Source organism: Bacillus sanguinis, assembly GCF_018332475.1.
In the GTDB taxonomy this organism is placed as follows: Bacteria; Bacillota; Bacilli; order Bacillales; family Bacillaceae_G; genus Bacillus_A; species Bacillus_A sanguinis.
Window position 1 is genome coordinate 1 of sequence record NZ_BOQB01000022.1, and the last position, 13,194, is coordinate 13,194.

General features: G+C 34.4%; 14 protein-coding genes and 2 pseudogenes. 15 read left to right on the forward strand and 1 reads right to left on the reverse strand.

What is annotated here, in order from left to right:
- Positions 1–120 precede the first annotated feature (120 nt).
- Entirely contained in the window at positions 121–1,071 is a 951-nt protein-coding gene (locus KI369_RS03510) for a nucleoside hydrolase (protein WP_063259417.1), read from the reverse strand.
- A 614-nt stretch (positions 1,072–1,685) separates the two neighbouring features.
- Between KI369_RS03510 and KI369_RS03515 the strand changes: the two genes are divergently transcribed.
- The 15 genes and pseudogenes from KI369_RS03515 (at position 1,686) to KI369_RS03585 (ending at position 13,188) form a co-directional block, all read left to right on the forward strand.
- Entirely contained in the window at positions 1,686–2,669 is a 984-nt protein-coding gene (locus tag KI369_RS03515) for a hypothetical protein (RefSeq protein WP_000796697.1), read from the forward strand.
- A gap of 9 nt (positions 2,670–2,678) precedes the next feature.
- The gene (locus tag KI369_RS03520) at positions 2,679–3,605 is read left to right on the forward strand and encodes a hypothetical protein (protein ID WP_001259102.1); all 927 of its coding nucleotides are present in this window, start codon (positions 2,679–2,681) and stop codon (positions 3,603–3,605) included.
- Between the two features lie 248 nt (positions 3,606–3,853).
- Positions 3,854–4,117, forward strand: a complete 264-nt coding sequence (locus KI369_RS03525; RefSeq protein ID WP_212955055.1) for a hypothetical protein — start codon at positions 3,854–3,856, stop codon at positions 4,115–4,117.
- A gap of 438 nt (positions 4,118–4,555) precedes the next feature.
- Positions 4,556–4,828, forward strand: coding sequence for a hypothetical protein (locus KI369_RS03530; protein ID WP_000675279.1), 273 nt, complete (start codon positions 4,556–4,558; stop codon positions 4,826–4,828).
- A gap of 18 nt (positions 4,829–4,846) precedes the next feature.
- Entirely contained in the window at positions 4,847–5,071 is a 225-nt protein-coding gene (locus KI369_RS03535) for a hypothetical protein (protein ID WP_001100171.1), read from the forward strand.
- A 260-nt stretch (positions 5,072–5,331) separates the two neighbouring features.
- Complete coding sequence (locus KI369_RS03540) at positions 5,332–5,616, forward strand: hypothetical protein (RefSeq protein WP_000633806.1); 285 nt, start codon at positions 5,332–5,334, stop codon at positions 5,614–5,616.
- 67 nt (positions 5,617–5,683) lie between these two features.
- A pseudogene (locus KI369_RS03545) lies at positions 5,684–5,934 on the forward strand (hypothetical protein).
- A gap of 332 nt (positions 5,935–6,266) precedes the next feature.
- Positions 6,267–6,662 carry a hypothetical protein gene (locus KI369_RS03550; protein WP_001055070.1) on the forward strand — a complete coding sequence of 132 codons (396 nt, stop codon included), beginning with the start codon at positions 6,267–6,269 and terminating at the stop codon, positions 6,660–6,662.
- Positions 6,663–6,684: 22 nt separating this feature from the next.
- Positions 6,685–7,035: pseudogene (locus KI369_RS03555) on the forward strand (Rad52/Rad22 family DNA repair protein); the annotation flags it as partial.
- 767 nt (positions 7,036–7,802) lie between these two features.
- The gene (gene ltrA / locus KI369_RS03560) at positions 7,803–9,701 is read left to right on the forward strand and encodes a group II intron reverse transcriptase/maturase (protein ID WP_002019929.1); all 1,899 of its coding nucleotides are present in this window, start codon (positions 7,803–7,805) and stop codon (positions 9,699–9,701) included.
- 77 nt (positions 9,702–9,778) lie between these two features.
- Entirely contained in the window at positions 9,779–10,306 is a 528-nt protein-coding gene (locus tag KI369_RS03565) for a hypothetical protein (protein WP_000917103.1), read from the forward strand.
- A gap of 80 nt (positions 10,307–10,386) precedes the next feature.
- Complete coding sequence (gene dnaN, locus KI369_RS03570; RefSeq protein WP_001160900.1) at positions 10,387–11,499, forward strand: DNA polymerase III subunit beta; 1,113 nt, start codon at positions 10,387–10,389, stop codon at positions 11,497–11,499.
- A gap of 12 nt (positions 11,500–11,511) precedes the next feature.
- Entirely contained in the window at positions 11,512–11,841 is a 330-nt protein-coding gene (locus KI369_RS03575; RefSeq protein WP_000062336.1) for a hypothetical protein, read from the forward strand.
- Positions 11,825–12,382 (forward strand): hypothetical protein, encoded by a 558-nt coding sequence (locus KI369_RS03580; protein WP_001269725.1) that lies wholly within the window; start codon positions 11,825–11,827, stop codon positions 12,380–12,382. The genes KI369_RS03575 and KI369_RS03580 overlap by 17 nt, the downstream gene beginning before the upstream one ends.
- Complete coding sequence (locus KI369_RS03585) at positions 12,379–13,188, forward strand: hypothetical protein (protein WP_000770658.1); 810 nt, start codon at positions 12,379–12,381, stop codon at positions 13,186–13,188. The genes KI369_RS03580 and KI369_RS03585 overlap by 4 nt, the downstream gene beginning before the upstream one ends.
- Positions 13,189–13,194 lie beyond the last annotated feature (6 nt).

Consider the following 13,194-nt stretch of genomic DNA (forward strand, 5'->3'; position numbering starts at 1 on the left):
TGTCGCACCATAATTCTCGATATAGGAAGTTCTATTTTAGTAAACTCATAGCAACTACAATACATCCAACTATAAATAATTCTTTTTTAAATATGTATTTTTATCTTTACTTAGGATATGCTATAGTCTTTTCCTTAAAAATGTTTCCATAATATCTCTCTTAAATCTTTCATAATTGAACTGAAAAGCGATATTATGTGTTTTATAACCTGGATTTGTCACAAAACGAAAGTCTGCGATACTTTGACCAAATCCTTCTCCTTGATCGGGAATTACTTTGATGGGCACTTTTGACAGACGAACTGCATCTGGATTCAACAAATACCATATTGTTACAAAATCATGCATAGGGCTTCCTCCTATGCCAGGATTCGATTTAGAGTAGAAATTATAGTAGTAGTCTAACATAGGTTTGATGATGAGTCCTGCAAGGTCTTGTGTATTCCGGTGAAATGCATCAATTTGTTGAACCATTTCAGGTGTAACAATCGCGTGTTGGGTGACGTTTAATGGAATAATTGTCAAATTCTTCTCATGCTGCAGAATTAAGTTTGCTGCATAAGGGTCTGCGTAAAAGTTAGCTTCAGCCACAGCAGTCACGTTTCCGGGGTAAAAAAAGGCTCCACCCATGCAAATGTATTCTTTCACATTCCGCATTGCTTCTAAATTCAAAATAAATGACGTAGCCAATGATGAAAGTCTTCCCAAATTGATAATTGTAAGATCGTCTAAATTTGAGTTTATAATTTTGTAAATATCATTTATGGGATAAATTGGATAAGGGATTTCAGGTGGAATGATAGGTCCTAGTCCTACTTTTCCATGTACTTCAGGAAAATATTGAACCAATATACCTGTTAAAGGTACAGAAGCACCGAGAAATACGGGTATCTCTTTTCTTCCCGAAATATACTTCAAATAGTTAATATTTTTTATAGCATTCTCTCTCGATACATTTCCATAATCAGCTACAATCCCCACAAGTTGGATATCATTACGAAAAAAGGTGTACAGAATAGCAAACACATCATCAATTCCCAAATCTGTAAACAAGAGAACTTTTTTGGGCATATGTTTTCCTCCAAAAGCCATAAAATTTTATTTTTACTAAGGATGTAATGAATAGGCTTGTACTATATTTGATATATATTTGATATATATTTTATATATTCTTCAATAGTACATTTTGTTCATCTATAACTTTAGATATCTTATATGTGTTTGCATCTAAAAAAGTATTTTTGTTTTGTATATTGTATACAAGTACAGTTAACATAACGCATCATTATTGGTAGAGAGGAAAAAAGCGGGCCCTTACTCTCACAGGGAGTCCGCTTTTTTTTGTTCTATGGATCTATTCAATTTTTTATACATTCCTATCTTGGCGCGGTTTTAGGGTTCTCGTTTGTTACTGAATTACTCGAAAAATTGTATAAAATTATGCATACTCTTAGCGTGTTTTTTCCGAAATACTAGCGGTCCCCCTAGTAAGGCTGCATTCTAGATTTTGATTTAACCTATAGCAAACTTATGATTTTAAAATTATTCTTGCATTTGAGTAGAAATACCATTATATTTGTATTAACAACTATATAAATAAACCATAATTTACGTGAAGGACACACCTTACGTACCATCCCAACGGTACAGGTGTGTCCTTTTTTACGTTCTAGGAGGAAAATATAATGGCAGAAGATAAGACAAACACTCAAACTGTAGAAGAACTTGGAATGGCTTTTGAAGCAGAGAACCTACAAGGTGACACAGTGCTAGAAACAAACTTTAATCAATTTGAGCGAGTACGTGATCATGAACTAGAGGAATTAGCCCGTATGAAACGTGAGCGTACTGTAGGAAAAGGCTTGATTACAGTCGTATCTGAAAAGCTATTCCCAACTAAAAACGGAAAGTCTGAGCGTATACAAGTACTTACAATGCAAATTGGTACTCATACAACAGCATATTGCCCCATTACAGAGGCAGGTATAAATGTTCCTAAAAATCCTCAATGGCTAGTTGGTAGAACCAAGCCTTTAATCATTGAACACTTCCAAAAAACGGAGGAAGGCAACTTTGCTGTTGTATCTATCACTGCAGGAGAATTGGCACTTCAAAAAAGATTATATGAAGAAGTGACAGCGCAAGAGGGCAACAAGGTATACACAGGAACCGTTTCAGGACATATCCCATCTGCACAAACAGTCTTAGTTGAAGTACACGGTGTAACAATAGGTGTACGGTACTCACACTGGTCCTATACATTCGTCCGTCCGGAGGATATTGTCATTGGTGATGTTGTAGAACTTATCATCGATAAAGTAGGGGAAAAGAATGGCCGTTATGAATTTAGAGGAAATAAAAAGAAACTAGAAACAGATCCAATTGAAAAGTTGTTAGAACTAAAGAAACGCCGTGACCGATTTGTAGGTAAAATTGTAGGGGTAGACGCTATTGCGGGTATTTTCGTAGAGGTTGCACCAGGAATTCAGTTTAAAGGACTTAAGAGCCGTAATCTTGCTAATCCAACTGTAGAAGATGCGAAAAATCAAACGATTGTTACATGTGAGCTGCTTAATATCGACGCGAAAAATAGAAAAGGTACAGTGCGTATCCTAAATTATCCGCAGGGACAAAGTAAAAAAACTAATTCGTCAATTTTCCAATTTTAATGGATGACTATGCGTACAATAGAGAAACAATTGCCCACTTATGTCCCTTCTATTCCTCATTTATCAAGTGAGGATGTACAGGGACTTCAAATATATCGGATACATGAACTGGATAAAACCTATGTATTCCATTCTTTTGACGAATTGGTTAAGTTTAAGCAGCGTTTAACAGAAGAACAGTATACCTTACTTGCTTTCATTGGTGTTCATACATCTGTTCGATTTAATCATTTATTATATTTATTTAAGGATAAATATTCTCGTAAGAAAATAAATGATGCACTTCAAGGATTACTTTACTACCGTCTAATTGAAAAATGGCAAGTGGAGAGTTTTGAAATGGAGATCTTTGAAGAAACATATACGTTATCCGACAATGGTTACAAATTTTTAAAATACTGGCAAGGAAATATGTTCTTCTTTGCCCCAGAACGAATTGATAATCACGGTAAATATGTTCACTTACGTTATTGGCACGATATAGAATTAATCTGCCACCTGCGTTATGCTCCATCGTTTTTAGGTCATATTATGCATCCATCTATTAGTAAAGGGGTTTTTACCCCTCCTTTAAGTTTTGCAGTGCAAGGCGGAGTAAATCACATATTTAATTTCGTTGTATACTCCACTCTACTAACAGATAAAAAGGATCGTTTAAAACGAATTATTGCTCGATGGAAAGATTTCGTAGAATCAGGAAAAGATGTTATTATGCAAGATTTAGGAAACAATCCTACAGTGTTAGTTATCTATGTTTCTACTGAAAACCAAGCAAAGCAAATTAATAATGAACTATTACTCGACCTGCTCCCTGGTAAAGTATTGTTATGTATAGGAGAAACCTTGCATATACAAGGATTACAACATGCATTTTACCAGCCCCTTGCAGAAGGAGAGATTAAACAATTAAATACAAAGCTATTCGCAACAAACTAAGCCGCCCTTACAAGCTATTGATTCATTTTAAAGGGTGGCTTGTTTGTTATATAAAAAAGCGTGGAATATTTAAAAAAAATTTAAGAAAACGAATTATCCTGTATCTCCCTCTATACAAATTACGGATTTTACGAAATAATATTCTTTGACACCTTTATACAGAAAAACAATATATACAAATATAAACATTCGTGTAAAGGAATATATTTGAAAGGAGTAACAAATTGCTACGTATACAACGAGGGTACATGTATGATCCAGATGATAATGAGGTCATTGTGAACGAAATTTTCTACAACGCTGCATCCGAACAAAAGTTAGGAAGCAAAATGGGTGTGTTTTCTGCAGACAAACTACCTACTTCCATTTTTAAAAAAGTTCAAGAAAACGAAAGTATGTCTTATATGGAAAGTATGGAAGTAGAAGAACAAACCATTCCAGAAATACTATGTCATTTAGACCAAAATCAAAAAACAGAAAAACTTTATTTTGAAATGCAGTACATGGTGTAACAACAAGAACTGAAATAAGAGGGGATTTATAAACGTTGAAACAGGGGCATTATTATATGGTACATAAAACAACTATATATAAATTCCCTTCTTATTTTTGTTTCCTTAAAACAATTGAATATGATATAAAAATAGATTAATATATAACTATATTTATTGTTTAATTGATTCCGTTTATTCCCACACCTTTTTTGTGTTGTGGTTGAGTTGTAGAAGCAAGTTGCGTCTTGTTTCATTTGTGAAAGGGCTTCTTTGAGCCGATTAGTGTATATATAGCTTATTTTGCTATACACATTTTTAATCGACTTAAAGAAGCCCTTTTTGTGTTGTCTTTAAGTTAGGAAATACATGTATTAGACCATTTAGGCTAAACGAATAATAAAAGTGATTAAAGCACAATTTTAAGGTGCTTTTTTCTATTTCAAGGGGGAAGTACAAATGAAATTTTATAAGGTTAGTTATGGAGAAGAACTTGCTATAAAAATTATTGCAGCCAATAGTCCATATGAGGCAGTAGGGTTTTATTTAATGGAAGCGCAGAGTGATTATGGAGAAGTGGAGTACGTTAATATTAATCGATTAGGTTTGCGTGAGCGAGTAAAGGTAGATTATGGGCATATAGCAATCTATGACACAGTAGAAGAAATTTATCATCGTCAAAAGATTGTAGATTTACCATGTGTTATAGCAAATTTACTACCAAAAATTTAATAAAGTAGGTGTATATATATGAATGTTGAAAAAGAATTAAAAGAGATTTTACATTGTAAACAACTTATGAGGGATATGTTCTCTTTGTCAATTGAGAGAATTGAATATTTAGGTAAAGGGACAGTTTATATGTATTTTGCAGTAGTTTCAGAGTATGAACTGAATGTTTTCTATCGTATAGATAAAGATCTTGATACATTCAGGCTTGAAAAAGGCTCCTGGGTCTATGCAATTACACTGTAAAAAAGCAAATTTAAAGAATCTCAAATATTAAAAGCGGTAAGAAATTATAACCAAATCCAGGGCTTTATCATATCCTACTTTTGTTAAGAATTTCTGAACTCTCCGTTTTTAAGAACAATTTATAAAAGAGACATAGTACAGTAGTTATAGAATGGAATGCAACTATAGAAAATATGGGATTTATATATAAGTAAGGTACTTGTTGCAATGCTAAAAGCACAAGGAATTAGAAAATGTAAACCTGAGAGGAGCACTACAATATGATTACAGTTAACCGAGGATATATGTATGATCCAGATGATAATGAGGTCATAATTACCGAAATTTATTATGAAGCTGCTACAGATACTAAATTAGGAAGTAAAATGAATAGCTTATCTTATTCAGCCATTCCTAATGAGATTAAAGAAAAAATAGAAGCAGCTGCTTCATTATCCTATATGGAAAGCATTGAGATGCCTCAGCCATTAGCTGTCGTATATCAAAATGAAATTAGCATGTATGGAAAACCAGAAAAATTATACTTTGAGTTAACTAGTATATAAGAGGGAAAAAGACATTGGACGTATTTGTTCAATGTCTTTTTTATTAATTTATAGAGGAGAATATAAAATGAATAATGTAACTGAAATAGAAACAAGTCTTTGGACAATTTGTGTAGGGGATATTTTTAGTAATGGTCGTATGCCGTACCATCTAAAAGTTGTAAAAATTGAAGTAGAAGATATGATGAAACCAGACGATGCGAAGATATATAGTATACCTGTTCACCCTAAAATCATAGAAGACGTATGAAAATAATGGATGTATCAGAACATATTTCTTATCGAGCTTGGTATTATAATGAATTTTGGAGCAAATAATATACTATGGATGAAAGAGTGATACGGTTGTTTCACTCTTTTTTACTTGCATTAAAAATAAAGATAGTTTAATATACAGATATATTTATTGTTTATTTGATTCCGTTTATTCCCACACCTTTTTTTTGTGTTGTGGTTGAGTTGTAGAAGCAAGTTGCGTCTTGTTTCATTTATGAAAGGGCTTCTTTGAGCCGATTAGTGTATATATAGCTTATTTTGCTATACACATTTTTAATCGACTTGAAGAAGCCCTTTTTGTGTTGTCTTCAAGTTTGGAGTTATTGTATAGCCAGCACTTTAGGCAATTATTTTATTAATTAGGGGGAAACATCATGAATTTAGTCATGGAAAAATCACAAAGGAAATTACAAAATGATGCTCATTTACATGACATTATTAAAGAAATTAAAGAACTAGCTAATCCTTTATGGATCAGTTCTGTATCAATGTTGCAAGCGCACAATCAAAACTTCAATACGAAAGCTACGACATTTAAGGATATTACCATTTCTTATTTAAGAGATTTAAAAGTAAGTTTAAGTCTCATTTATGCAGCAAGGAATATCAGTTGTAAAAGTATAGAGGATTTGAATAAGCGTCTATCCATTCAATCAGGGAAAGATATTACTTCCCATGAGGATTGGCTGCTTCATGAAAACAGAGGAATTATATGTGAAATGATTGATGAATTTCGAAAGAAAGAGTGGAAACACCCAGATTCGAAATAACAAGTAATACAGGAGGATTATTATGACAAATATAATGGAAAGTTTACAAGCTGAATTTCCTGTCGAACAATTAGGATGGAAAATTATAAATACATTTGAAAGCCAAGGTCGTTTTTTTGCGTTTGTAGCTCCATTTGTTGACGCACGCGCCATTCAGGACCGATTTGATGAAGTCTTTGGTATTGATAACTGGCAGGTGTCGTATGAAAAATGGGGTGAGAAAGCAACGAAATGTACCATATCAGTGTTTTTGAATGAACGTTGGATATCAAAAGAGGATGGAAGTGAAGAATCTGACTATAGTTCTGTAAAAGGTGGCTTTTCAAATAGTTTAAAAAGAGCTGCTGTGCTTTGGGGCGTAGGAAGATACCTTGTGTGAACTGTTCTCGCACAAAAAGTTGTGGAAACACACTATATAAAAGCGAGGGAACTATAAAATGTTCTAACTGCATGTTTGACTATCAAGACTCGGAAGTAAGTCTTGCAAGAACATCGTAAACTCTTGAAAAGGTCTAATACTACGGATAGCAATAATAGAGAACCCTATCATTGTTATGAGCCCGTTGAAGGCGGTGAAAATCGAACCTAAATTCCTCAGGGAACATGGTAAGAAAAGTAATCGGGACGCCATAAAATAGCTATGGATAGAATGAATCATAGATTCTGGCGAATCACTGAATGTACGTGTCGATACTATCCGTTCCTTAGAAATATGGAGGAGGTAAAACCATACCTTTTCAGTTGTGGAAATGATAATAAGGTATATCAAATCTGCGGATAGGGACTATACCCTATTCATCTAATGAATCAAATTACGATTAGTTCATTAGTAACTGACGGCATAAAGGTGAGTCCTAAGGCTATATGTAAGGCTAAAACATGTGGAACAGTTGAAGTTGGTGAGAACGTCATACGATGGTTAATTATCGGTTCGTGGATATAAGGTATTACACATACAATACTGAAGTTCCTTAACACCAATGGCAGTAGGGTCATAGTACCAAAGAAGGTTATGTAATATAACTAGAGGGAAGGGCCCAAGTCTAATAATCATGCAAAGGCAAAATTATTCTAGGAATGTGTAACAGTAACCGACTAAACCTTAGAGCAAAATCTCAGCAAAAGAGGTGATGCAATTTGGTGCGAAAACTAGAAAATACTCTTGAATCAGAAACAGAATTAAAGAGAACATTAGACAAGCTGTACTCAAAAACAAAAGAGCATATGGAAAAAAAGACGAGAATCAAACACACATCTCTCCTTGAAATTGCGATGTCAAAACCTAATATTGTCACTGCGATACACTCGCTAAAAAGCAATAAAGGCTCCATGACTCCAGGGGTAGACGGAAAAACAATCCAAGACTACCTCAGACTATCCGAAGAAAAACTTATCGAGTTAATTCGTGGTAGACTCACAAATTTCAAGGCGCACCTAATAAAACGTGTGTTTATTCCAAAGGCTAATGGCGGACAACGACCTCTCGGTATTCCAACCATAGAAGACCGGATAATTCAACAAATGATGAAGCAAGTCTTAGAGCCTGTACTCGAAGCACAATTCTTCAAATACAGCTTTGGGTTTCGACCAGAAAGAACTACCTATCATGCGTTGGAAAGAGTAAAAGTCCTTGTTCATAACACTGGGTATCACTGGATCGTAGAAGGTGATATTCGTCAATTCTTCGACAAAGTAAACCATAGGATTCTTATAAAAAAACTATGGAGCATGGGAATCAAAGATAGACGAATATTGTGCCTAATAACGGAATTCCTCAAAGCTGGAATCTTCAAAAATATCATTAGAAATGACAATGGTACACCCCAAGGTGGCATATTAAGCCCCCTCTTAGCAAATGTATACTTACATTCCTTCGACAAATGGGTTGCCAAGCAATTTGAAGAATTTACAACCAGACATGAGTATTCGAAACACGATCATAAATTACGAGGTTTAAAATCTTCTAACCTTAAGCCAGGCTATCTAATCAGATATGCTGATGACTGGGTTCTAGTCACTAATAACAAATCCCATGCTTATAGATGGAAGACTGTTATCAAGAATTTTCTTCAGAAAGAACTTAAACTTGAACTATCCGAAGAGAAAACAAGAATAACCAACATCAGGCATAAGCCAATAGAATTTCTTGGCTTCAAATACAAGGTAGTCTTAAAAGGTGTAAAAGGAAAAAAGAAGAAGGATAAAAAGACAAGATATATCAGCCAAATAACTCCTTCTGATAAGAAGATTAAAAGAAAAGTAAAAGAACTCAGAGCCACACTCACTTCTCTCGGCAAAAGATTAAGCCACGATAAACTGAGTAATGCACAGCTAATCTTAGCCTATAACTCAAAGGTTAGAGGATTAATAAATTATTATTCATATGCCACCGAATCTCCCATAATGGATAGAGAAGGTTATAAGTTAAGAAAAAAGACTTTTAATCTTCTATCTAGGCGTGGTGGGGTCTTACATCCTATCAACAAGTGTATTAACCTTGCGGACAAATACCCTAAACGGACACAAAAGACTTTAGCTATTAAAACCGAAGTTGGCTACATTGGCATTATGCATTTAAACCTAACCAAGATGAACGAAAACCTATATAAACAAAAGGTTCAAAATGAAACTCCATACTCTCCTTCGGGACGTAAATTAATCGAGCGAAGAAAGGGAACAAAGGAGTTCAGTGTCAGACTAGATGAAATTACAAGCCTCTCTCTCCTTGAGAAAGTCAGGAAAAAACTTGTGAATTCACCCCGATACAATTTTGAGTACTTTATGAATAGAGGATATGCGTTCAACAGAGATAGAGGAAAATGTAGAATTACAGGAGTCCCACTTGGGAAGCACAACCTGCATGTTCATCACATTAATCCTAATCTCCCGTTAGAAGAAGTCAATAAGCTGCCAAATCTAGCCTGTGTAGATAAGGAAATTCACAAGGCAATACACAATGAAGTTGATATGAGCAGCATCTTGAATAATAAGGAAATTAATAAACTGAAACGATTCAGGAACAAAATTCATGCTATTTGATTATTAGATGGAGCGCCGTATGAGGTGAAAGTCTCACGTACGGTGTGGACCGGGGGAAAAGCCACTCTTAACAGGTAATGCTGAAGAATTGGCTTACCTATCGGTATTATAATGTAAAACCTACTAAAGTAGAACTTTCTACATGTAGTAATGGCCCAAATAGTATCTATATTTCTTATCAAAAGAAAGGATATTATTTTATACCACCTACTATGTTACAGCAAAAACATAAACAAGGAAGTTCAAAGAAGGAACCATCGAATGGCCAAGTAAGTCTAGGTGTACTAATTCAAAACATACAAGAGCTTGCAAAACCATTAAGTATTACATCCAAGGAAATTCTACTTGCCTATAATCACAATTATAATGCGCAAGCAAGAACATTTGAGGATACGACGATTGGTGGTTTAGAAGGAATTCTAACTAGTTTACAGTTGATTCACGAAGCGAAGAATATTCGTCCTGGAAATGAGAAACAGCTTAACCGGTGGTTATCAGCTCTTATTCCTGGTGATGTTACATCCTTTAGAGAATGGTTACTTCATGATCATACAGAAGCCATTCATCAACTCATACAACAGTTAAAAAAACAACAAAGCGCGTAAAGCTTTGTTTTATAGCAGGAAAACGAATGAACAGGATATGAGATCTGTTCTTTTTTTATTACTTTTTGGAGGGATTTATTATGCAATTTACTATTAACCGTACATTATTTATCGAAAAATTAGAGAAAGCAAGTGCTACTGTAGACGTTAAAAACCCAATGCCGGCATTACAAGGTGTTTTATTGGATTGTAATTCAAAGGGAATGATTCTAATGGGTTCAGACGGTACAGAAACAGTAACATTAGTAACTCGCTTTAATGTAAACAGTGGGGATTGTACTGAACCGGGGAAGGTGCTTTTTGCAGCTGCTCCGGTACTTAAAACGATTAAGAAATTCAAAAGTGAATTCATCGGTCTTGAACATAAAAATAATGAGCTAAAAATCGTAGAAAGTAAGAAGAAACAATTTAGCTTTTGTACCATGGATCATGAAGAATATCCTGAAATTAAAATTGAAGCAGGGGAAGATTGGATTTCACTTTCACAAGAACAATTTGTATCGATGGCCAACGGAACATTGCATGCTATTCCTGCAATGGATACACGTAAGATCCTAACAGGTGTGAACTTAAAATCAGTTGATGATAAGTTCTTTAGTATAGCAACTGATGCTCACCGTTTAGCCCGTTTACATTTTGATTGTACAAAGATCACTATCGCAAAAGATGGTGAAGTCGTGTTACCAATTAAGTCTCTTAAAACAGCTCTTAAGCTCTTTAATCGTGAAACAAATTTACAATTAAAGCTCATTAGTGATACACAGCTGTTAATCCGTGGCGAGAGTATTATCTATCAGTCTAGATTACTAGCTGGTACATATCCTGATACGGCACGTATGGTACCCGATGAATTTAAAAGTGAAATACAACTATCACGTGAAGAATTTAAAAACACGTTGGAGCAGCTTTCAGCATTTTCTTCCTTAATCGTGCTTACGTCAGAAGGAAAAGAAAGCATCCATCTGAAACCACAAAATTCTCAAGTAGGTACTGCAAGTGTAGAAATTCCATGTAATCAAGTTGAAGCATTTACATTGGCTTGTAATGTGGAATATCTGCTACAAGCACTACAAACGATAACTTCTGAAACAATCGCGATAAAAATGATTAGTAATCAGAGACCTATCGTGGTAGTGGGAGCAGAGGATACAACTCACTCTAATCTGCAGTTAATTCTACCGGTTCGCGTGTAAGGGGGCATCCATATGAGTATGAATCACAGTGACTTCTTTGACTTTTTACAGTCAAAAGAAGTCCTTCCTAATAATCAAGAACTTCGTCAATCCTTTGAATTGATTATAAATGGATTTATTGCGAACGAAATGCCTGATTTAGAAAACATACCATTAGAACATATAGATGAATTTGAAAAGCAATTTGAGCAGCTACGACATTATGTCACGTTTTATAGTGGTAATTCATTTCGTATAAATGGTCCAGATTGTGAATTAAAAGAAATGCTACATTTACATCTTTTCACTGAACAACTAGAAGATGTAGAAAAGCAGGGGCTAGAAGATGAGATATTTATTTAATCAAGGAAATGAGATGAAAGTATACATACGGATACTACGCATACAAAAATTAATTCGTAAATATAACATCCCATTCTTAATCAATATCAATGATTTTCACAGGGACAAGTTGCATATCACAAGTGAACTATTATTCGAGTCGCTTGCGCGTTTTAACGAGCAAACAAGTGTATTTTGTCACTTTGCCTTTGGAACTGAAGAAGACCTGTTAGATGGGACGTTATTTAGCTCAGAAGACATGTATTCGAATTTCGCTTCGGATATTAGTTCTATGGCTGCGGAAGGATGTTACTTCGATACAGCTGGTTACTATTTATGTATAGGCTCGGAACATATAACACAATCTGATTTTCAATTCGTGTTACATGAATTTTCGTTTAACACCTATCAAAGTGAAGCGTATCCCAGTCATATTTTAATTGAATTTCTAGAGGATGGTTATGAACAGTACTCATTTGATGAATGGGTACTTTCTTATTATGAAATTATAATCCGTCTTGCGGCAATGATTCGAGAAAAGACGAAGGGGAACCAGGTATGAAATTATTATTTACATACAATCACCAGAAAGTAAGAAAGTATCTACTTTCGTTAAAAATGCAAAAGAATGCTCACTTACTGCATGAATTACTTGCAGATAAGAAGCATGAAGAAGAAATCTATATATTAGATTGTTTAGAGCACTCAAGAGAAATAGACTTCAGTAAGATTTCAGAACGATCTATTCAACAAGTAATGGCTGCCGTTTCTTATTTAGAAGAGGACTCCAATTTCCCTATTAATTTAGATTCGAAAACTTTACTTGAAATAATCATGATTGCGGAAAAATCTTTAGATACTGATCTTTCCTGCTTCTATACATCGCAATTGTATCTTATGGAGATATTTATGCGTATGTATAGATTAGGGATTCCTGTAAAAGATTATTACCCAACTTATTTAGAACAAGATAATTTCGAAGAATACGATTGTGAGGATTCATTTAAAAATTGGGGTGATGACTTACTTCAAGATATGAAATTACATCACGAAGAGGTAGATAGCGACGATAAAGATACCTTAATCCAATATTCGAATTTATTTCATATATCTATGGATGAAATAAACCGTATTGTTGAGAATGCATGGAGTCCAATTGGCGAAATGCTCTCTAATATCAAGATAGAGGATCAAAGTTTCTTTCAGTCAATCCAGAATCAGTTTGATATACGTATGCTTTACCAAGCTGATGAGGAAAAACTTTACCTTTTCTACGATGATGATACATATTTTCCAGCAATTAAACGAATTGAGATGTTACTTCGTATCTTTGAAGAGATACAGTTAACAAAAAATATAGCAAATTAGTACAGA